Source organism: Streptomyces sp. GB4-14 (assembly GCF_022696125.1).
Classification (GTDB): Bacteria; Actinomycetota; Actinomycetes; order Streptomycetales; family Streptomycetaceae; genus Streptomyces; species Streptomyces werraensis.
Map to the genome: position 1 here is coordinate 385,835 of NZ_RZHO01000001.1, position 21,220 is coordinate 407,054.

The 21,220-nt window shown below is 75.5% G+C and carries 16 protein-coding genes; 8 read left to right on the forward strand and 8 right to left on the reverse strand.

From position 1 onward, the window contains the following. Nucleotides 1-14: 14 nt before the first annotated feature. Nucleotides 15-1,262, forward strand: a complete 1,248-nt coding sequence (locus ELQ39_RS01145) for an MFS transporter (protein ID WP_242590643.1) — start codon at nucleotides 15-17, stop codon at nucleotides 1,260-1,262. Nucleotides 1,263-1,279: 17 nt separating this feature from the next. Here ELQ39_RS01145 and ELQ39_RS01150 read toward each other — a convergent pair whose 3' ends face one another. The 3 genes from ELQ39_RS01150 to ELQ39_RS01160 form a co-directional block, all read right to left on the reverse strand. Beyond that, on the reverse strand, nucleotides 1,280-4,195 hold the full coding sequence (locus ELQ39_RS01150) for a helix-turn-helix transcriptional regulator (protein WP_242590644.1): 2,916 nt from the start codon (nucleotides 4,193-4,195) through the stop codon (nucleotides 1,280-1,282). Between the two features lie 167 nt (nucleotides 4,196-4,362). Next, nucleotides 4,363-4,575 carry a hypothetical protein gene (locus ELQ39_RS01155; RefSeq protein ID WP_093764685.1) on the reverse strand — a complete coding sequence of 71 codons (213 nt, stop codon included), beginning with the start codon at nucleotides 4,573-4,575 and terminating at the stop codon, nucleotides 4,363-4,365. Between the two features lie 133 nt (nucleotides 4,576-4,708). Then, complete coding sequence (locus ELQ39_RS01160; protein WP_242590645.1) at nucleotides 4,709-7,843, reverse strand: type 2 lanthipeptide synthetase LanM family protein; 3,135 nt, start codon at nucleotides 7,841-7,843, stop codon at nucleotides 4,709-4,711. A gap of 434 nt (nucleotides 7,844-8,277) precedes the next feature. Between ELQ39_RS01160 and ELQ39_RS01165 the strand changes: the two genes are divergently transcribed. After that, nucleotides 8,278-8,892, forward strand: coding sequence for a LuxR C-terminal-related transcriptional regulator (locus tag ELQ39_RS01165; RefSeq protein ID WP_242590646.1), 615 nt, complete (start codon nucleotides 8,278-8,280; stop codon nucleotides 8,890-8,892). Beyond that, nucleotides 8,889-9,533, forward strand: a complete 645-nt coding sequence (locus ELQ39_RS01170; protein ID WP_242590647.1) for a helix-turn-helix transcriptional regulator — start codon at nucleotides 8,889-8,891, stop codon at nucleotides 9,531-9,533. The genes ELQ39_RS01165 and ELQ39_RS01170 overlap by 4 nt, the downstream gene beginning before the upstream one ends. Before the next feature lie 158 nt (nucleotides 9,534-9,691). On the opposite strand, the gene ELQ39_RS01175 is transcribed toward ELQ39_RS01170, so the two are convergent. From ELQ39_RS01175 to ELQ39_RS01185, 3 genes are all read right to left on the reverse strand, one after another. Then, nucleotides 9,692-10,426 (reverse strand): Type 1 glutamine amidotransferase-like domain-containing protein, encoded by a 735-nt coding sequence (locus ELQ39_RS01175; RefSeq protein WP_225628235.1) that lies wholly within the window; start codon nucleotides 10,424-10,426, stop codon nucleotides 9,692-9,694. 177 nt (nucleotides 10,427-10,603) lie between these two features. Then, nucleotides 10,604-11,326: a 4'-phosphopantetheinyl transferase family protein gene (locus ELQ39_RS01180; protein ID WP_242590648.1), complete on the reverse strand. Its 723-nt coding sequence runs from the start codon at nucleotides 11,324-11,326 to the stop codon at nucleotides 10,604-10,606. A gap of 157 nt (nucleotides 11,327-11,483) precedes the next feature. After that, complete coding sequence (locus ELQ39_RS01185; RefSeq protein WP_024888416.1) at nucleotides 11,484-11,735, reverse strand: MbtH family protein; 252 nt, start codon at nucleotides 11,733-11,735, stop codon at nucleotides 11,484-11,486. A 257-nt stretch (nucleotides 11,736-11,992) separates the two neighbouring features. Here ELQ39_RS01185 and ELQ39_RS01190 point away from each other — a divergent pair, with 257 nt between their 5' ends. The 5 genes from ELQ39_RS01190 to ELQ39_RS01210 all read left to right on the forward strand — a co-directional run bounded on the left by ELQ39_RS01190 (nucleotide 11,993) and on the right by ELQ39_RS01210 (nucleotide 19,630). Then, complete coding sequence (locus ELQ39_RS01190) at nucleotides 11,993-14,314, forward strand: lantibiotic dehydratase (RefSeq protein ID WP_242590649.1); 2,322 nt, start codon at nucleotides 11,993-11,995, stop codon at nucleotides 14,312-14,314. Then, nucleotides 14,314-15,846, forward strand: a complete 1,533-nt coding sequence (locus ELQ39_RS01195; protein WP_242590650.1) for an amino acid adenylation domain-containing protein — start codon at nucleotides 14,314-14,316, stop codon at nucleotides 15,844-15,846. Before ELQ39_RS01190 ends, ELQ39_RS01195 begins: the two co-directional genes overlap by 1 nt. After that, the gene (locus ELQ39_RS01200; protein ID WP_242590651.1) at nucleotides 15,843-16,889 is read left to right on the forward strand and encodes a threonine ammonia-lyase; all 1,047 of its coding nucleotides are present in this window, start codon (nucleotides 15,843-15,845) and stop codon (nucleotides 16,887-16,889) included. The genes ELQ39_RS01195 and ELQ39_RS01200 overlap by 4 nt, the downstream gene beginning before the upstream one ends. After that, nucleotides 16,886-17,143, forward strand: coding sequence for an acyl carrier protein (locus ELQ39_RS01205; RefSeq protein WP_225628231.1), 258 nt, complete (start codon nucleotides 16,886-16,888; stop codon nucleotides 17,141-17,143). The genes ELQ39_RS01200 and ELQ39_RS01205 overlap by 4 nt, the downstream gene beginning before the upstream one ends. A 186-nt stretch (nucleotides 17,144-17,329) precedes the next feature. Beyond that, on the forward strand, nucleotides 17,330-19,630 hold the full coding sequence (locus ELQ39_RS01210) for a lantibiotic dehydratase (protein ID WP_242590652.1): 2,301 nt from the start codon (nucleotides 17,330-17,332) through the stop codon (nucleotides 19,628-19,630). Between the two features lie 52 nt (nucleotides 19,631-19,682). On the opposite strand, the gene ELQ39_RS01215 is transcribed toward ELQ39_RS01210, so the two are convergent. Then, nucleotides 19,683-20,408: a dienelactone hydrolase family protein gene (locus tag ELQ39_RS01215; protein ID WP_242590653.1), complete on the reverse strand. Its 726-nt coding sequence runs from the start codon at nucleotides 20,406-20,408 to the stop codon at nucleotides 19,683-19,685. A 131-nt stretch (nucleotides 20,409-20,539) separates the two neighbouring features. Next, complete coding sequence (locus ELQ39_RS32500; protein WP_242590654.1) at nucleotides 20,540-20,668, reverse strand: zinc-binding dehydrogenase; 129 nt, start codon at nucleotides 20,666-20,668, stop codon at nucleotides 20,540-20,542. Nucleotides 20,669-21,220 lie beyond the last annotated feature (552 nt).

Here is a 21,220-nt window from a genome sequence, read left to right on the forward strand (position 1 = left end):
AAGAGAGGCACCCCATGGCCACGACCCTCGCCGCGGACCGCCCGCGGCTGTGGGCGCCCGCCCGGCACCGTTCCTTCCGCCTGCTGTGGACGGGGCAGGCGCTCTCCCTGCTCGGCGACGGATTCACCGTCGTCGCCTTCTCCTGGATCACCCTGAGCCTGACCGGCTCCACCCTCACCCTGGGCTACGTCCTGGCCTTCCAGGCCGTGCCCCGGGCCCTGCTCACCCTGGTCGGCGGCACCCTCGGCGACACCTGGTCCACCCGCACCCTCATGGTGGCCTCCAGCTGGACCCGCAGCGCCCTGATGGCCGCCGTCGGCATCGCCGGACTCACCGGACACCTCACCGTGTGGATGCTGTGCGCGGCGGCCGCCGCGTTCGGCGCCGTCGACGCCTTCTTCCAGCCCGCCCGCGTCTCCATCCTGCCGTCGGTCGTCGACAAGGACCTGCTCGCCCCGGCCAACGCCCTGCTCGGCGCCGGCGCGCGCACCGCCGCCGTCCTCGGCCCTGCCGTCGGCGGCACGGTCATCGCCCTCACCGAGGCGCCGGTCGCCTTCCTCGTCGACGCCGTCTGCTTCGCGCTGTGCGGACTGTGCGTCGCCCGCATCCGCACCCGCCCCCGGCCCGACACGCCCAAGGCCGCCCCGGAGGAGAAGGGGCCCTCCCTCGGCGCCCGCATCCGCGAAGGCGTCACCTTCACTCTGCGCGACCCGCGTCTGCGCACCGTCGTCGCCCTCGACACCGCGGTCAACTTCTGTTACGCGGGCCCCTTCACGGTCGGCTTCGCCACCCTCGCCGACCAGGTGCTGCGCGGCGGCTCGGCCACCCTCGGCGTTCTCAACGGCGCCCTGGCCGGCGGTGCGGTCCTCGGCACCCTCGTCGGCGGGGCGGTCGGCGGACGGCCCCGCGTCGGCCTCCTGGTCGCCGGCCTCGCCGGCTGGCTGGGCGCGGGAATGGCCGTCCTCGGCCTCGCCCAGAACACCCCGGTCGTCATCGCGACCGTCCTCGCCATGGGCTTCGCCATCGGCTACCAGGGCGTGTTCGGACTGAGCTGGATCCAGCGCAACATCCCGCAGGACGTCCTCACCCGCGTCGTCTCCGTCGACATGGTCCTCGGCTACGCCGCCGCCCCGCTGTCGCTGATCCTGTGCGGCGCCCTGGCCCGGACGGGACACCTCGCCCTGTTCGGGGTCGTGGCCGCGGTCCTCGCGGTCACCGGGCTCGCGGTGCTCGGATCCCGGGCGGTGCGGGAGATGCGCTGAACCCGCCCTCGGCCCGTTCAGCCCGAGCGCAGGGCGGCCGACCGTGCGCACAGGTCCGCGCGGTTGGCCGCCCCCGTCTTGGTGATCAGGCTGGCGATGTGCTTCTCCGCCGTCCGGGGCGAGATGAACAGCCGGTCCGCGATGTCCTTGTTGCTGAGCCGCTCCGCCAGCAGCCGGAACACGTCGAACTCCCGGACCGTCACCCCTTGCGTGCGCAGCTGCTCGGGAATGCCGCTGGTGCCGCTGCGGTGCTGGTGCACCGGGGCGCCCAGACGGCGCAGCCCTGCCCGGCAGGCGCCGGTGACGGCCGCGATGTCCCGCTCGTGGAAGTGGTGTTCGGCGCGCCGCAGCCAGCCCACCGGATCGCCCCAGCCGCCCTCGTGCGCGGCGTCCGCGACCAGCCGCAGCCCCAGGTGCTGGGCCAGCGGATACGGCTCCGCCGCCGCCAGCGCCCGCGCCACGGCGGCCGCCGCGTCCGCGCCGGCCCCCTCCCGGCCCAGCAGGACCGCCTCGGCGAGGTGGACGAACTGCCGGTTCCAGCGCATGCGGGCCATCGCCGTCGCCGTGATCTCCGCGTACCGGGCCCGGTCGGCGTCACCCTCCAGCACGTCCAGCAGGAGCCCCAGTCCGTGGGTGCCGCCGAGATGGTAGGTGGAGGGGTTGTCCGCCTCCATGGCCTGCACCGCCGCCAGTTCCTCGCGGGCCAGCTCCCGGTTCTCCTCGAGCAGCGCGCAGAACGCGCCGGCCAGGCCCCTGGTGAGCGGCTCCTCCTGCGAACCGGCCCCGTCCCACTCGGTGAACGCCGCCAGCGTCGCCTCCATGGCCTGCCGGTCACCGCGGTGGGCCTCCAGCGTGGCCTGCGCCATCACCACGTACCGCACGGCCGGGGCCATCCGCAGCCGGCGCACGACGGCCAGGCACTCCGCGGCGGCGGAACGCGCCACGTCGTCCCGGCCGCGCAGCACGGCGTCCAGGACGAGGATGCCGTCGACAGTGTGCACGATGTTCACCGAGCCCAGCCGTAACGCCTCCGCACGGGCCGACAGCAGCCCGCCGGTGTCGCCCTCGGCCAGCCAGGCGTTGCCGCCCATGCGGGTCGCCGCGTACATGCGCTGCAACGGCAGCCGGTGCCGCTCGGCCGCGGACATCGCCTGTCCGAGCATGGCCTCCGACTCCTGCGGATCCCGCTCGCGCGCGACCGTGGCGAGCAGTTCCCAGGCCTGGCAGGCGACGACCGGCAGCCCGTGGCGCTCGGCCGTGTCGGCGGCGGAACGCGCCAGCTTCTCCGCGTGCTGGGTCCGGTCGGGGCCGGGGGTGTCCAGGGCGAGGTAGGCGGCGGTGACGTCCACGGCCGCCGCGGTGGCCTCGTCGGGGGTGCCCGCCAGCACCTCGCGGGCGCGGTCGACCTGCCGGTTGCCGTCGCTCCACCGCCCCGCCGTGTGCGCCACCTTGGCCAGCCGGGCGTGCAGCGTCGCCAGCCGGACGGGGCTCAGCCCTTCGCCGCCGAGCGCGTGCAGGTCGTCGGCCAGGTCGAAGGCGCGCGCGAAGTCGCCGGCCTCGGCGAGCGCGGGGAGCAGGTTCTCCAGGGCGGCGGCCCGCGCCTGCGGATCGCCCCCCTCGGCCAGCAGCGACTCGGCCCGGCTGAGCAGGGTCACCGCCGAGTTCAGGGCGCCCGCGGCCAGGGCGCGACCACCGGCGTCGGCGTAGAGCAGTCCCGCCTCGACCCGGTCGCCGGCCTCGCAGCGCAGACCGGCCGCCAGCGCGCACCAGTCGCCCTCCAGCGCCGGGTGCAGCTCTTCCACGGCCTGGGCGCCGCGCCGGGCCAGCTCCGCGCGCCGGCCCGGCGTCATGTGCGTGAACAGGGCCTTCAGCGTGGGGGAGTGGCGGAAGGAGTACCAGTCGGGCGCGGGTTCGTCGGGGACCACCAGGCGGGCGGCGACACCTGCGTGGAGATGGCCGAGCAGGGTCCGGTCGTCGACCCCGGTGACACGCTGGAGCACCGAGAGCGGGAAACGGCGGCCCAGGACCGCGGCGGCCGACATCAGCGTCAGCCCCTGTGCGCCGAGCCGGTCGATCCGGCGCAGGATGCCGCGCGCCAGCGTTGAGGGAACGTCACGGCGCGGATCGCCGACGGCACGCCAGCCACCGGGACCCTGCACCAGGGTGCCCGAGCCGATCATGGACTGGAGCAGTTCCTCGACGAGGTAAGGGCTGCCCGCACTGTCCTCCCACAGTCGGTCGAGGACCTCGGCGGGGACGTCGCCGGGGCTGTCCACGCCGAGCTGGGTGGCGACCATCTCGTGCACCTGCGGCCGGGACAGCGGCGGCAGTTCCACCACGGTGGCGGCCCCGCGGCGGCGGGCCGACTGCGCCAGGTCCAGCGCGTCGCTGATGTCGGTGCGCACCGTCGCCACCAGCAGCACGGGCGTGTAGGCCAGGTTGTCGACCAGGTACTCCAGGACGCCGAGCGTCTCGGGGTCGGCGTCGTGCAGGTCCTCCAGGAGCAGCAGCTGCCCCTGGCCGCGGCCGGCCGCGATGAGCAGCCGCAGCACGGCCTCCCCGAGGATGACCATGGAAGTGCTGTCGCGTTCCCCGGTGTCCCAGTCCGGGATCAGCCGCCCCAGCACCGGACGGTAGGGGCCGAGCGCCAGGTCGTCCAGGGGATCGCCGCCGCGGAACAGCGACATCAGCGCCTCGGTGAGCGGCCGGAACGGCACGGCGGGACCGGTGGTGCTGCTCCGGCCGCGCAGCACCCGCATCCCGGAACCCACGGCCTGGCCCACCGCCTCCGCCGCGAGCCGGGACTTGCCGACCCCGGCCTCGCCGACCAGGAAGACGACGCTGCCCATGCCCTGCCTGGCGTCGGCCAGGGAGCGCTCGAGCTGGGTGAGGTGGAGGTCCCGCCCGACCAGGGAAGGCGCATGGGAACGCATGAACGCTGATGATAATCGGCCGAGTCGGCCGGGGGCAGGTCGCGCCGGGGTCGAGGTCGACCGCAGATGCGCCGGAGCGCGTCGGGTGGGTGCGCGCGCCAACGCCGCGGCGCGGGCCCGCCGTGGCGAGCCCGCGCCATCACGGGGAACAGCCGGTGGAAGCGGGGTCAGTTGGGGGCGGAGACCGAGGTGTCGAGGCTGCTCAGCGTGATGACGATGCCGCTGGTGAGGACCATGCCGGCCAGCACCCGGGCGCGGGCGCAGGCCCGGTTGCGGCCGGAGAGGGTGATGCCGCCCACGACGTCCCGCTCGGTATGCGTCTCGGCGGACTCGACGGCGGTGAACTCGGCGGAGTCGGCGGCGGCGAGGTGCTGGTCCATGACGGTGGTCCCTTCTGGTGTCCCGTGTGGGCGCGCGGGTTCGGATCCGGGGAGGTGCCGTGGTGCTGACGAGCGCGGGTGCGAGTGGTGCGGGTGTGACGGGTGGAGCGAGCGGCACGGAAGGTGCGGGCGGTCAGTGGTCCGGGTGGTGCAGGAGCAGGACCGACGGGACGGTCCCGGGGTGGGCCAGGCGGAGCAGTCCGTAGCCGATGCCGGCCAGGCCGGTCAGGAGACCGGGGGAGGGGACGTGGTCGGGGGTGGCGCAGCGGTGGCCCTGTGCCTCGACGAGGGCGAGGACGTGACCGGTGTGCCGTCGCAGCGCCGAACGGGCCGTGCTGTCGCCCTGCCCGGCCAGGACGGTCAGAGCCTCCAGCCGGCCGAGGACGCCCTGGGCGAGGCTGAGGTCGGGACCGACGGGCGCGTCCGCGAGCCGCACGGAGGCTTCGAACAGGCTTGCGTCGTCCGGCGGTCCGACCGGGTTCGACAGCCCGGCGACGGCCCGTCCGGCCAGCCCGTGCGACCAGGACAGGTCCGCCGGATCGCCGTGGTGCGCACCGGGGTCCAGCAGGGCGACGGCCGTGCGCTCGGCGTGGGCGGCGCGCTCGGGGCGGTGGCCCGCGTAGCGCCGCAGCGCCCAGGCGATGCCGGCGGCGCCGTCGGCGAAACCGGCGGACGACGGGAGGCCGGAACCGGCCACGGCGGGCGTGACCGGGCACTCCCCGAGCGCCTGCACCAGCAGCAGGTCCGCGACCTGGTCCGCCAGCCGCAGCGCCGCCGGATCACCGGTGGCCTCGTACGCGGCGACCGAGGCGGCCAGGGCTCCCGCCCGCCCCTGGGCCAGACCGGAGTCGGCGCAGGCCGCCGCCGCGTGCCCCAGGGCGGTGAGCGCGTCCGGCAGACACGCGCGCAGTCCCTCGCCGAGGAGCCCCGCCAGCCGGACCAGGGCGTACACGATCCCGCCGAGTCCGTCGTAGGCGCCGGGGCCGGCGGCCTCGCTCAGCTGGGGGTCCTCGGCGAGCGCCTTGAGCAGGGCCGGCAGCGGACGCACCGCCTCGCGGGCCGCCGCGCCGTAGCGTCCCGAGCCGGTGAGCGCCTCGGTGTGGGCGAGGAACAGGGCGACTCCGCAGTAGCCCTGGGCCAGGCCCGCCCCCATCGGCAGGACGGCCCAGTGGTCGCCCGACACCCGCTCCAGACCGATCCAGTTGGTGCGGGTGCCGCCGCGGACCGCGCGGGCCGCGATCTCGTCTGCGATCCCGCAGGCGGCGGCCAGCAGCCGGGACGGGTCCGGCGCCACCGGCGGCACGGGGGCCGGTGCCAGCTCCGACCGGGGGCGGTCCGGCGGGGAACTCGCCCCGCGCACCGCGAGGGTGGCCGAGATGACCCACTCCTGGTCGAGGCAGTCGACCTCGTCCATACGGCCGATCTTCTCGCGCACCGCGGTCACGGCGGCCACCGGCAGAAGGTCGGGCACGCGGGCACCGTCGTCGGCGGTCACGGCCGTGCCGGTGGGCCGGTGGGTGAAGAAGGGGACGTCACCGCGCCACAGCGCCGCCGTCTCGTGCTCGATGAGCCGCTCGCGCGCCGGGTCCTGCGCGGACTCCGACCACAGCACCGCGAACACCCCTTCCCGGGCCAGGGCGTCGCCCAGCAGTGCGGGGTGGGTGGACTCCTCCAGCAGGGTGGCGTAGAGCCGGGTCGCGCGGGCGATGAGCCGGGCCGGACGGTCGCCCCAGCGGGCCAACGGGCCGTCATCGCCGACCAGTTCGCCGCGGTGGGCGACGATCGCCGCGTAGGCGGCGCGGAACCCCTCCAGCAGGGCCGCCGTGTGGTCGGTGACGGAGAGGGAAGTGCCGTGCGGCAACGGGTGGTTCTGGGCGGCGGGGCTGGCCAGCGGCCCGCGCACCGCCCGCATCGTGTCCAGTCCGCTGTCCTCCCAGCGCAGGCCCTCGCTGGGGAAGGTGCCGTCGGTGTCCCGGCCGAGCGCGGAGATGTCCAGCGCGCCGTGCTCCCCGATGAGCAGATGCGGGAGCAGGCAGGTGCGGTGGACGGAGGCGGCCAGCGCGTCCGCCGCCGGGTCGGCGCCCGCCGTGAGGGCCTGGCCGAGACCGGTGTGCAGCAGCGTCTCGGCGTCCACCAGGACCGGCTGGTCACCGTGCGCGATGACGTTCTCGTAGTGCATGTCGGCGCCGTCCACCGCGTACAGCAGGGCGAGCAGGGCGCCTTGGCGGCGGTAGAAGGTGTCGGTCTCGGTCACCGAGGAGCACCAGCGGTGCTCGACGAACTCCAGCCAGCCGTGGGACTCCCGGCGCAGCGTGCGCGGGGTGCGCAGGCCCAGACCGGGGACCTTCGCGTTGAGCCAGGAGACCAGGTCGTCGAGGAGGGCGTGCTGGTCGAGCGGACGGGGCTTGTGGACGAGGCGGCGGCCGTCCGCGAAGTGCAGGATCGCCACCGACCGGTTGCCCTGGTGGGCGTCGCCGCGGCCGAGGTCGACGCGGACCAGCCGGCCCGGCGTCCGGCCGTCGAGGAGAGCGGCGACCAGGTCCGCGCGGTCGGACCGGAAGCGGGCGACGAGTTCGGCCGTGGCCTCCGTCGCGTCCAGCGCGGTCCGGCTCAGCATCCGCGCCAGGACCGGGTAGGCGGTGAACAGGTCCGACAGTCCGCGCCGGGTGCCGGCCGCCGCGACGAAGGAGGCGAACCGCTCGCGCGGGCCGGCGCCCGCCAGGCGCCGGGAGCGCCGGGCCCGGTGCAGCTCCTGGGCCAGCGTGCGGGCGGCGAGCCGGACCAGCTGGTGGGTCAGACGGCGGGTGAACGCGTCTCGCCACACGGTGGCCTCGGCGTCCGGGACGCCGGCCGTCCGGTCCGCGAGGCGGGCGGCGGCCATGGCCACCAGCGGGCGCACGGCCGGCGCGAACGCGTCGGGACCCTCGCCGCCGACCTCGACCTCCGGCAGCCCCTCGGGGGCCGCGGCCAGCACCTCCTCCGCGTACGACGCCCAGTCGGGCTCGACGGCCCGCTCCGCCAGACGCTCCGCGGGCTCGGCGGCCAGGGCCGCCGCCGTGGCGCCGTCCACACCCAGCCGGTCCAGCCGGAGGGCGAAGCCCTCCGCGTCGCCGACCGTCCAGGGCAGCGGCCCGGCGGCGCCGGTCGCGGCGGCCGGCCCGGGGAGCCCGGGGGCGGCGAGCCGCTCTGCGAGGGTCAGCGCCGGGGCCCACCAGGCGGCGGGGAGTCCGGTGCTCCGGGAGGTCAGGAGGCTGGCGGTGTCGGTCACGGGAAAAAGGTCCCAGACCTCCCGCGCTCCCCACATGGGTAACCGTCCCCCATATTCTCCCCGGCCCCCTCCCCACGTGCGGGGGCATGGGGGACGGCACGAGAAAACCGCGGAGGGGGCATCCCTCTACGGGCGCGCGTGACGCATGGCCCGCGGACGCGACGGGCCGTGCGGGCCCGGGACGGGTACCCGGAGGGGCGCGCCCCCCATGCTCACCCCGGAGGGCCGGTCGGCGTCGCTGCTGGGCCCCCACCGGGCCGTCGCCCCCGTCCGACCGCCCGCCCCACCCCCACGACCCGGGCGCGTCCGGCGCGCAAAAGTGGGGTCCGTCTACCGATGCCCCGGCGGTCACGGGAGCGGCACGGTGTTCCCGAGTCCCCACGCCAGACCGCCCGCTCAGTCGAAGGGGCGCACGAACCTCCAAGGAGCAGCAGATGGGAGCATCCGTACCTGTCAGTGTGGTCGCACTCGACCCGGTGCTGGAGGCAGGCATCCGCGCGACCCTGCTCGTCCGGCCCGAACTGACCGTGTGCGAGCCCGCCGACGCGCGGGTCGCCGTCCTCACCGTCGACCGCCTCGGCCCCGCCGAGCTGGACACGGTGCGCGCCACCCGCACCCAGCCCCACCGCCCCGCCGTCGTCCTGGTCGCGGGCGCCCTCGCCTCCGGAGACGTCCTGCACGCCCTTGCCGCCGGCGCCCGGGGCCTGCTGCTGCGCCGCGAGGCCGACGCCTCCCGCCTCGCCCACGCGGTGCTGGCGGCCGCGCGCGACGACTGCACCCTGCCCCCCGGCCTGCTGGAGGAGCTGCTGGACCAGCCGGAAGCTCCCGTGCGCGGCTCCGGCGGCGGCTGGAGCGAGGGCTTGCTGTCCGAGCGGGAACGGTCGGTGCTGCGCCTGGTGGCCGACGGCCACGAGACGGCGGAGATCGCCCAGCGGCTCGCCTACTCGCCTCGCACCGTCACCACCGTCGTGCACGACATCACCCAGCGCTTCCGGCTGCGCAACCGCGCCCACGCGGTCGCCTACGCGCTCCGGGCGGGCCTGCTGTGACCGCCACCCTGACGGCGTCGCCCGTCACCGCGACGTCCTCCGGCGCCACGGTCACGACCGCACCCGCCGTCGTGGTGCGGGCCGTGCCGGCGCCGCGCGCGGAACGGGTCCGCGCGCTCGCCGAACGCGCCGGACTCCGGTCCGCCGCCGACGAGCCGGCCCCCTGCGCCACGGTCACCGTGATCGTCGCCGCCGACGCGGACCAGGCGTTGCGCGCGCCGCGCCCGCACGGGCCCGTCCTGTTCGTCTGCGACAGCGTCGCCCCCGAGGACCGGCGACGGATCCTGCGCGCCGGAGCGGTCGTCGTCGGCGCGGCCGAACTGGACGAGGAGAGCCTGCTCAGGGCCGTCCACCGGGCCGCGTACCCCCATCCGAGCATCCCCTACCCGGAGTTGTCCGGAGCGCTGAGCACCAGGGGCCGTGCGGACGGTCCTACGCGCCGGAGACCGCCGGCCCTGACCGCACGGCAGACGTCCGTCCTGCGGCTCATGGCCGAGGGCCACGGCAACGCGGACATCGCGCTGCTCCTCGGCTGTTCCGAACACACCGTCAAGAACGTCATCTACGAGCTGATGACCCGGCTCCAGGCCCGCAACCGCGCCCACGCGGTCGCCCACGCGGTACGCCAGGGCCTGGTCTGATCCCGGTCCGATCCCGGTCTCCGAACCCCGTCGGGGGGACGAGGTGGCTCACGACGCGGGGCACGGGAACGCGCGGACCCGGTGCGGGGGCGCCGGGGGCCGACCGCCCGTCGCCCCGCACGGTCGTGCGAGCGGCGGTGGCCGGCACGGGGCCGGGGTCACGCCGACGGAAGCAGACGCGGCTCGATCCGCTCCTCCACGGCCCGGCCGTCCTCCCGCCGCACCACGTACGCCGCCTTGCGCGGCAACTCCGCCACGGCCTCGACGAGTCGGGTGCCGCGGTAGACCAGGCCCACCCCGTCGTCGGTGCAGTGGGCCTCGGTGAACGTGCCGTCGGCGACCAGCCGGTGGAGCAGCGGGCGGCGGCCCTCGTCGGAGTCGTAGTGCACGCCGTTGCCGTAGGGGAGCAGCGCGAGTCCGTCGGTGACGGCCCGCAGGTCCGGGCCGAAGGAGTCGGTGGTGCCGCCCTGGTACCAGCAGATGGAGCCGGCGCTCACCCCGGCGAGCACCACCCCCGACTGCCAGGCGCGCCGCATGATCGCGTCCAGGCCGTGGACCCGCCACACCGCGAGCAGGTTGGCCACCGAACCGCCCCCCACCCACACCACGTCGTGGTCGAGCACCGTGGCCTCGACGTCCTCGACGTTGGGCATCGGGAACAGCTGGAGCGGAGTGAGGTCGTAGCCCGCCACCCGGGCCGCCTCGGAGACCCGTGCCGCGACCATCTCGGCGTCGCCCGCCGCCGTCCCCACGTGGAGGACGCGCGGCCGTCGGCCGTGCACGCCGGAGAGGTCGACCGCGTGGTGCACCAGGGCGTCGAAGAGCACCCGCGTACGTCGGCCGGGGCGGAAGCCGCCTGAGGTGGCGACGATGGTGGGTTCGGGCGCTGTCACGGGCGTGATCGTATCCCGGTCGCCCCGGTGGAGAGCGTGCGTTGTTCGTGAAGGCGGCGCGCGGGCCGGACCTCTCGGGGCGCAGCGCCCGGGCGTTTGCGCACGGCTCCGACGAAACGCCAACAGCGCTGCGGGGGAACGGAGTTGTCTGTTCCCCCGCCGCGCTGCCGTGCGCGGTCAGCACGTGCGCAGTCCCACCGCGGCCGCATAGCCGGAGGGCACCAGGACGTCGCGCACCGCCCAGCCCGGCGCCGGGTCCGCGGGCGCCGGACCCGTGCCCAGGTAGTCGAGCGCGGGGTTGCGCACCAGACCCGTGCCCAGACCCTTGAGGTAGGCCTCCTTGCGCACCCAGGCGCGGGTGAACGCGGCCGGCCTGCCGTAGGCGGGCAGTCGCGCCAGCTCGTCCGCCTCCGCCCGGTGCAGCGCCGACTGCGCGCTGAGCATGACCTTGACGGTGGCCAGCTCCTCCACGTCGACCCCGACCGGCGCCGGCGCGAGCGCCACCAGCACCAGACCGCCGCTGTGCGACAGGGAGAAGTGCACCCCCGACGCGGACAGCACCGGCCGCCCGTGCGGCCCGCCGCAGCCCGCGCAGGGCTCACGGGCCAGCGCCAGCGCGTCGGCCCGCACCCCCGTCACGACGCTCAGCACGTTCCGCAACCCCGCGTGGGCGACCACGTAGGCGTCGCGGTCCCGGCCGTGCCGGAAGGCGCGGGCACGGGCCCGCTCCTCCGCGTCGAGCACCTCGCGGGCGTACCGCAGGGTCTGCGCGTCCTGCTCCGCGACCCGGGCCAGATACAGCTCCACCGGGGCCCGCAGGGCCCGCGGGCCCCGCGCGGCGCGTCCGTCCCGCAGTCCCGACAGGTCCAGCACCGCCGGACACAGCCGCTGCGGCAGCACCGGCGGCGCGCCGGACCCGGACAGCGGCGCTCCCGGCGGCGCGGCGCCCGGCGCCGGGACTCGTGCCGACTGGACTCCCGGCGTCGGGGCGCCGGGCGTCAGGGCCCCTCGTGGCGGGTCGTGGGCCGAGGGTCCCGGGAGCCTGCCCGGGAGCCCCTCAGGCATCTGCCCCGGCCAGCCGCCGGCGCAGGCTCAGCGGACGCATGTCCGTCCAGATCACGCCGATGTGGTCCAGGCACGCCTGCCGGCCGCCGCGCACCCCCTCCGGGTACCAGCCCGCGGGCAGCTCACGGTCCGCCCGCCAGATCGAGTACTGCTCCTCGTCGTTGCGCACCACGAGGTACTCCTCGTCGGTGTCCGGGCGGGCCTCCTCGGCGTCCGCGCCGTTCGCGAAGTCGGGTTGCGTCACGGTGAACCTCCCGCGGGTGATGGGGCCGGCCGCAGGTCACGGCCGACGCCGACAGCGTGCACCGGGCCCGCACACCGAGATCAGGGACGAACACGCCGACCCCGCGGCACCTGTTGCTGCCGGATCTTCTCTGTCGGCCCGCCCCCGCCGCGCGGGACCGTGCTGTCCGGCCGGAGAACCCGGCGAACCCGGGGCGGACCACCGTCCGCCCCGGGGCCGGTCGCCTCCCCGCACCCCCTTTCCGGAAGGAGCACGCGATGTCGGACGAGCACGCACCTGTCCTGCTGCCGGGCGGAGGCTGGCGGCTGTGGGAACAGTTCGCGCTGCGCGGTCCGGGCTTCCCGGCCGACGGCGTGCTGCGCCTCGCCCCTCCCGGACTGGCCGAGGCGGCCGACAAGTTCACACCCGGCGCCCCGCTCACCGGCCCCGAGTGGGACGGCTTCACCGAGGAGCTGGCCGCCGCCGCCGTGGACACCGCCCGCCACCTCCAGGAGGTCGCCGCCCGGCCCCGCTTCCAGGCGGCCCTGGCCTGGCAGAACCCGGCCGTGCTGCGCACCGGCATCGCGCCGTTCCTGCGCTGGAACCCCGACACCGACAAGCGCAGCAGCATGCCCCGCCAGCGCGAGGAGCTCGTCGCGCACTACTGGCAGCGGTTCTGCGTCAAGAACGACACCATCGGCTTCTTCGGCCCCGTCGGCTGGGGCCGCTGGGACCTTGCCGCGACGGACGCCGTCGCCACCCGCGCCGGAGACACCTTCCTCGCCGCGAGCGCCGTGTACTTCTCCGGCTGGGCGATCGACGCCCTGGCCAAGGTGCTCGCCGAGGACCCCGCGCTGATGCGCTGGATCCCGCCGCGCCGCGTCTCCCTCGTCCGCACCGACGGCCTTACCGTGCGCGTGCCCGGACGGCCCGCGCAGCAGATGACGGAACGCGAGGCGGCCGTCCTGCAGCTCTGCGACGGAACCCGCCCGGTGCCGGAGATCGCCGCCGCCCGCGACCTCACCGAGGACGAAACGGAAGCGCTTGTCCGGGAGCTGGTCCGCCGGCGCTGGGTCCACTGGCGTCTGGAGGTGCCCGCGGCCACCCACCCCGACCGCGCCCTGCGCGCCATCGTGGAACGGGTCCCCGACGAGGAGGCCCGCGACCGCGCCCTCGCCAAGCTCGCCGTCCTGGAGCGCGGGCGCGACGCCGTCGCCGGCGCGGGCGACGACGCCGAGGCGCTGACCTGTGCCATCGGCGCCCTGGAAGCCGACTTCGCCACCCTCACCGACGCCGAGGCCCAGCGCGCCAAGGGCGCCCGGACCGCACCCTGCCGCGGACTCGTCTACTCCGACACCCGCCGCGCCGCCACCGCCACCGCCGGGCCCGGCCTGCTCGCCCACCTGGAACCCCTCCAGCTGTGCCTGACCGCCGCCCGCTGGATGACCAACCGCTTCGCCGACGGCATCCGTGCCCGGCTGCGCGCCGTGTACGACCGGCTCGCCGCCGACGGCCCCGTCGACCTCGCCGCCCTGTGGCTGCACACCCTGCCCTCCCCGCACCCCGAGGCCGGCGCCCTCATCGACGCCGTCCAGGGCGAACTGCGCGCCAAATGGACCCGGTTGCTCGATATCCCGCCCGGCGCCCGCCGCGTCCGGCGTACCACCGCCGAACTCGCCGCCCGCGTCCGCGAGGAGTTCGAGGAGCCCGGCGACGGCTGGTCGCTCGCCCGCTACTTCAGCCCCGACGTCCTCGTCGTCGCCGAGGACGAGGCGGCGCTGGCCCGCGGGGACGTGGAACTGGTACTGGGCGAGATGCACAGCGCCCTCAACACCATGGGCGCCTCCCTCTTCGTCCACCAGCACCCCGACCGCGACGAGCTGATCGCCGAGACCAGCCGCGACTTCCCCGGCCCCCGGCTGCTGCCCATGCTCGCCAAGGAACTGCCGCTGAAGTGGTCCACCCGCAGCCGCCCCTGTCTCGACCGCGACCAGGACCACTACGTGGCGCTGGTCGACCAGACCGGAGACCCGCACCGCCCCCGCACCGCGCTCGGCGCCGACGTCCCGGTGGAGGACGTCGACGGCAGGCTGACCGTCCGGCTCCCCGACGGCACCCGCTACGACCTCCTCGACGCCTACGCCAACACCCTCACCCAGCGCGTGATGGACCGCTTCACCCTGCGCCCCGAGGGCGACCACACCCCCCGCATCAGCGTCGACCGCATGATCCTGGCCCGCGAGACCTGGCAACTGCCCGTCGCGAAAATCGACTTCGCCGACGAGAAGTCGGAGGCCGCGCGCTTCGTCCGCGCCCGCCACTGGCGGCGCCGCCACGCCCTGCCACGCTTCGTCTTCGTCGTCTCCCCGACCGAACCCCGCCCGTTCTACGTCGACTTCGACAGCCCCGTCTACACCACCATCCTCGCCAAGGCCGCCCGCCGCCTCGCCCGTACCGACCCGGACGCCCGGCTGAAGGTCAGCGAGATGCTCCCCACCCCCGAACAGGCCTGGCTCACCGACACCGACGGCCGCCGCTACACCTCCGAACTCCGCTTCGTCGCCGTCGACCAGACCGTCACCGCCGAGGGGGACCGGTGATGCGCACCCTCGCCGACGACCTCGCCGAACACGCCGCACGGCACCCGGACCGGATCGCCCTGGACACCCCGGACGGGCCCGTCACCTACGGGCAGCTCGACCGGCGGACGCGGGAGGTGACCCGGCTGCTGCGCGCCCACGGGGTACGCCCGGAGACCGTCTGCGCCGTCGCCGTGGAACACGGCCCCGACGCCGTCGCGGCCATGACGGCCGTCCTGCGCTGCGGCGCCGCCTTCCTCACGCTGGACGTCACCCAGCCCCGGGACCGGCTGGCCTCCTTCGTCCGCAGCGCCGGCGCCCGCCTCCTGCTGACCACGACGGCCCACGCAACCGCCCTCGACCTCGGCACGCCCGTGATCGAGCTGGACGCGCCGGGCCCCGATGCCCCGGACACGACGGCCGCCGACGCGTGGCACCCGACGGTCGCCGACACCTCCGCGTCCCCGGCGGCCGTCGACCCCCACGCCCTCGCCTACGTCAGCCACACCTCCGGCAGCACCGGCGAGCCGAGTCCCGTGTTCGTCGAGCACCAGGCCCTCGACACCTACCTCCGCGACACCGTCCGCGCCTTCGGGCTCGGCCAGGACACCGTCGCCCTGCAAACCGCCCCGCTCGGCTACGACGCCTCGATCCGTGACACCTTCGCACCCCTGCTGGCCGGGGCCCGCCTCGTCCTCGTGGAGCGCGCGCGGCTGCTGCGCCCCGCCGATTTCGCCCGCACGGTGCGCGAGCACGGCGTCACCGCCCTGCTCAGCGTCACCCCTTCCTTCCTCACCCACCTCGCCGGACAGCGCGACCTGCCCGACCCGCTGGCCGGCGTCACCCTCGTCGCGTCCAGCGGTGAGTCCCTGCGGCCCTTCCTCACCGCGGGCGGCCGGTCCCTCGTCCCGGGCCGGCTGGTCAACCAGTACGGGCCGACCGAGTGCACCATGACGACCACCCGCCACGACGTCCCGGCGGACCCCGACCCGGCCCACGACGTGGTCGGCCTGCCCCGGACCGGCGCCACCGTCCGCGTCCTCGGCCCCGACCTGACCCCCGTCCCCGACGGAACCGTGGGCGAGGTCTACATCGGCGGCACGGGCCTCGCCCGCGGGTACGGAGGGCTTCCGGCCCGCACGGCGGCCGCGTTCCTCCCCGACCCCTACGGTCCGCCCGGCTCCCGCATGTACCGCACCGGCGACCTGGGCCGGTGGACCCCGCAAGGGCTGCGCTACGAAGGCCGCGGCGACCGCCAGATCAAGATCCGCGGCTACCGCGTGGACCCCGCCGAGGTGGAGGGCGCGCTGCTCACCCACCCCGCCGTGAGCCAAGCCGTCGTCACCCCGCACACCGACGACCGGGGCCGCGTGTACCTGGCCGCCCACGTCACCGGCGACCACACGACGCCGGACGCCGCCCTGCGCCGCCACCTGGCCCGCACCCTGCCCCCGCACCTGATGCCGCGCCGCTTCCTGCGCCACACGGCCCTGCCCACCACCCGTGGGGGCAAGGCGGACCGCGGACGCCTGGTCGCAGGGAGCACCGCATGAACGCACCGACCACGACGGGCCGCCCGGCCGCCACAGTCCGCCCGACGACCACGGTCCGTCCGGCCACGCCGGCCGCCGTCCCGCACTCCGCGCTCGGCGTCCACGGGCCCGCCGACCTCGCCGTCGCCGCCGCCCGCATCGCCCCGTACACCGTGCGCACGCCCCTGCTGCCCGGCCCGACGACCACCGTCTGCGGTCCAGGCCTGCTCCTGAAGGCCGAACACCTCCAGACCGGCGGCTCCTTCAAAGCACGTGGCGCCGCCAACGCCGTCCTCGCCCTCGCCGCCGACCGCGTCGTCACCGGTTCCTCCGGCAACCACGGCATCGCCCTCGCCCGCATCGCCCGCACCCTCGGGCTGGAACTGACCGTCGTCCTGGCCGCCGGCGCGGCCCCCGCCAAGGCCGCCGCCATCCGCGCCCTGGGCGCACGGGTCGTCCAGGCCGGCGGGGGAGTGGCCGAACGCGAGGAACGTGCCCGGACGATCGCCGAGACGACCGGCGCCGCCCTCGTCCCCTCCTCCGACCACCCCCTGGTGATCGCCGGCCAGGGCACGGTCGGCGCCGAAGTCCTCACCGACGCCCCCGACACCGACACGGTCTACGTCCCCGTCGGCGGCGGCGGCCTCCTGGCCGGAGTCTGCCTCGCCGCCGCCGGACACCCCGTCCGCGTCGTCGGCGTCGAACCCGCGCTCACCCCGCGTTACGCCCGCTCCCTGGCCGCCGGACACCCGGTCCAGCTGCCGCCGACCCGGACCGTCGCCGACGGCCTGCGCGGGCAGCGGCCCGGCCACTTCACCTATCCGATCATCCGCGACCGGGTCGACGACCTCGTCGCCGTCGGCGAGGCCGAGATCCTCGCCGCGGCAGCTCTGCTGCACCGCCACGGCGTCGACGCCGAACCCAGCGGCGCCGTCGCCCTCGCCGGAGCCCTGCGGGCCGCCCGGCGCCGCGAAGCCGCGGTGGCCGTCGTCTCCGGCGGCAACACCACCGCCCGACTCCACACCCTCACCGCAACCACCACCCTCCGGAAGGACACGCCATGACCCAGAACTCCGCCACCGCCGTCAGCACCCTCGACCTGCTCGTCGACATCTTCCGCGACGTCCTCGGCTATCCCGGCCTCACCGCGGACACCGACTTCTACGAGGCCGGCGGCGACTCCCTGGCGGCCTTTCAGGTCACCGGCCGCCTCCAGGAGACGCTGGGCTGCGACGACATCCCGGTCTCCCTGGTCTTCGCCTACCCGACCCCGCGCGACCTCGCCGAGGTCGTCGACGCGGACTTCGGCCGCGACTGAGCGGAGGGCCGGCGCGGCGGCCCCGCGGCGCCTGCGCCGCCCCGACGTCGCCCGACAGGCGCAGGCACCTGGGCCGCCCGCCGACCCTGCCGGACACAGGCACCGACCGACACCTCAGGACCCACCACACACGCCCCTCCACGACCACACCCCCCTCGTCCCGTAACGCGTCAAAGGAGTGCCGTCATGTCCGAAGACCTCGTGCCGTACCTCGGCAGATGGCGCCTGTGGAACCAGTTCGCGCTGCGCGGGCCCGGGTTCCCGGCCGACGGCGTGCTCCGCCTCGCCCCGCCCGGACTCGCCCAGGCCGCCGACAAGTTCGCCCCGGACACGCCGTTGTCAGGACCCGACTGGGAAGCCTTCGCCGCCGAACTGGGCACCGCCGCAGTGGAGACCGCGCACGTCCTCCAGGACATCGCCCGCACCCCGGCGTTCCGCCAGGCACTGGCCTGGCAGAACCGCCCGCTGCTCGACTCCGGCATCGCGCCGTTCCTGCGCTGGAACCCCGACACCGACAAGCGCAGCAGCATGCCCCGCCAGCGCGAGGAGCTCGTCGCGCACTACTGGCAGCGGTTCTGCGTGAAGAACGACACCATCGGCTTCTTCGGCCCCGTCGGCTGGGGCCGCTGGGACCCCGCGGCATCCGGCGCACATATCACCCCGGGTACCGGGCTGATCGCAGACTCCACCGTCTACTGGGCGAGTTGGGGCATCGACGCGGTGGCCAGGATGCTGGACGCGGACCCGGCGCTGCGCGAGTGGATCGCCCCGAGACCGGTCCCGTTCGTGGTGCTGAACGGGAACGAGGCGCGCGTGCCCGGCCGCCGTCCGACCACGGTGTCCGACGCCGAGGCAGCGGTCCTCGCCCGCTGCGACGGCGTGCGTCCGGCCCGCGACATCGCCGCCGACCTCCCCGGCACCGACGTGGCCCGGACGCTGCACGACCTGGTCGCCCGCCGCTGGGTGACCTGGCGACTGGAGGTCCCGGCCGGCACCCACCCCGAACGCGCCCTGCGCGGCTGGCTGTCGACCGTCGGCGACCCGGACCTCAGGCGACGCGGCCTGGACGCCCTCGACCTCCTGGAGCGGGGCAGGGCGAAGGTGGCGGCGGCCACCGACGAGACCACACTCCTCACCGCACTCCAGGACCTCGAACGCGACTTCACCGCACTCACCGACACGGCCGCGACCCGCGAGAAGTCGGCCTCCACCGCCCCCTGCCGCGCCCTCGTCTACAGCGACACCCGGCGCTCGGCCACGGCGCGCCTCGGCCCGGCCGTCGTGGAGGCACTGTCCCCGCTGCGCCTGCTGATGGACAGCGCGAGCTGGCTCACCGCCCGGCTGGCCGCCGTCGTGGAGACCGAGATCCGCACGGTGCACCACCGCCTCGCCGCCGGCGGCGACCCGGTCGACCTGGCCTCCTTCTGGTTCGCGTGCCTGCCCGTGCTGCACGGCACCGCCCGTACTGCGGCGAGCGAGTTGCAGCGAGAGTTCGCCGAGCGCTGGCAGCGGATCCTCGCGGTCCCGGACGACGCGCGCAGGGTCACGCGGCGGGCCGTCGACATCGAGGAGCCCGTGCGGCGGGAGTTCGAGGGCGGCGGGGGCTGGACGGCGGCCCGCTATCTCAGCCCGGACATCATGATGGCCGCCGACGGCCCCGAGGCCGCCGCGCGCGGTGACCTCACCCTGGTCCTCGGCGAACTCCACCTGGCCGCCAACACCTTGGGCGCCTCACTCTTCACCCATCAACACCCCGACGTCCACGAGCTGTTCGCCCTGACCGACCAGGACCACCCCGGCCCCCGACTGATGCCGCTCATCCCCAAGGAACACCGGGCCCGGCTCTCCGCCCGCGTCCGGCACACGCTGGTACGCCCGGAGGACTACCAGGTCGCCCTCACCGACTTCACGGCCGACCCGGCCCGCCCCCGCGCCGTCCGCAGCGCCGACGCGCTGGTCGAGGAACGGGACGGCGCCCTCGTGGTCCGGCTGCCCGACGGCGCTATCTTCCCCGCGATCGACGTCTTCTCCCATGTCCTGACCACGCTCTCGATGGACCTCTTCCAGCCGCTGCGGCCGGCCGCCCACACACCCCGGGTCACGGTCGACCGCCTGGTCATCGCCCGCGAGGCCTGGCAACTGCCCGCCGCGGACGCCACGTTCGCCGACGACAAGGACGAGGCCCGGCGCTTTGTACGGGCCCGCCACTGGCGCACCCGCCTCGGCCTGCCCCGCTTCGTGTTCGTCGTCTCCCCGACGGAGTCCCGTCCGTTCTACGTCGACTTCGACAGCCCGGTCTACGTCACCATCCTGGCCAAGGCCCTGCGCCGACTCGCCCGCAAGGACCCGTCGGCCACGGCGACGTTCACGGAAATGCTCCCGACCCCGGAACAGACCTGGCTCACGGACGACGAGGGCCGCCGCTACACCTCGGAGCTGAGGTTCGTCGCGTTCGACACGCGGGGGAGTGGAGCGGAGGGGGACTGAGGCGGAGGGGGCGGCCCTGGCTTGCGGTTCGGAAGCGTGGTGGGCGACGGGGTCACTCCGCTGAGGTCAGACACTCGGTGAGGAGGCCGACGACGTCGTGCCAGGCGCGCTGCGCGTGCCGTGGGTGGTGGCCGACGCCAGGGAGCGCGGCGTGGTCCACCGGAGGGTGGTGGAAGGCGTGCAGGGCACCGCCGTAAACCACGAGGCGCCAGTCGACGCCCGCGGCCTGCATCTCGGCGGTGAACGCCTCCCGTTGCGCGGGCGGCATGATCGGGTCCTCCGATCCGACCCCGGCCCACACCGGGCAGCGAATGCGCGCCGCCTCGCCCGGCCGGCCTGTGATCAGTCCGTTGACCGTCCCGATGGCGCGCAGGTCGACGCCGGCGCGGCCGAGTTCCAGCGCGATCGCGCCGCCGGTGCCGTAGCCGACGGCGGCGATCCGGTCGGGGTCGGTCCGTGGTTCGGCGCGCAGCGTGTCGAGCGCCGCGCGGCCGATGTCCCGCATCCGGTCGGGATCGGCGAGCAGCGGCAGGCAACGGGCCAGCATCTCCTCGGGGTCGTCCAGATAGCGCCCGCCGTGAAGGTCGAAGGCGAGCGCCACGTAGCCCAGCTCGGCGAGCGCGTCGGCCCGGCGGCGCTCGACGTCACTGAGCCCCGTGCCCTCCGGCCCGAGCAGCACCGCGGGCCGGCGATCGGCACCGGCCGGGAGTGCGAGGTGCCCGATCATCGTCAGACCGTCGGCCAGGTACTCGACCGTGCGCGTGGTGATCGTCGTCATGAGACCGGACGGTAGTGATCGTCGGGTCCGGTCGGGCCGCTGTTCTGCCGCTGGCAGAACGGCGCGGGTGCTCCTCCGGCATGCGGCGACGGCTCACGGTCCGCGGACGGGACGAGCGGTGCGGGGCGGGGTCACGGCTCGACGTCGACGACGACCTTTCCGTCGGCCGTACCCCTCTCCACGGACCTGTGGGCGTCCGCCACGTCGGCGAGGGTGTAGCGGGTCCCGTCCAGCAGGGGACGCAGCTTGCCCTCGTCCACCAGCGCAGCGGCTTCGCGCAGGATCTCGCCGCAGTGTGAAGACCGAGTAGGTGGCTGCCCGGAACGACAGGGGTGCCGGCGCATGGGTGCCCCAGCCCGGCGCGCTCACCACATGGCCGGTGCAGGACGGGGCCGCCCACGATGTCGAATCCGGCACCGCCGGTGTGCTCGGCGACGTACCTCTCATCGGCCGCTCACCGTGGCCGCCTCGGCCGCGGTGGGACTGGGTGACCTTGCGGCGCCAGACGCCCTGCCTCCCCTGGCATGGGCTACAGGATCGCCACATGCAGCCGTTCTTCGTTCTCGTGCACAGTCCGTCCGTGGGCCCCTCAACCTGGCGCCCGTGGCCGAACACCTGGCGGCGGCGGGATACCAGGTGCGGGTGCCGTCCCTGCTGCACATCGGCGCCGGTGCTCCGCCCTTCTGGCCCCGCATTGTGGACGCCGTCCGCGACGACCTGCGGCAGGTCCCGGCCGGCAGTCCCGTCACGTTGGTGGTACACAGCAACGCAGGCCGGCCTGTTTCTCCCGGTGATCCGCTCGGGCCTGGACC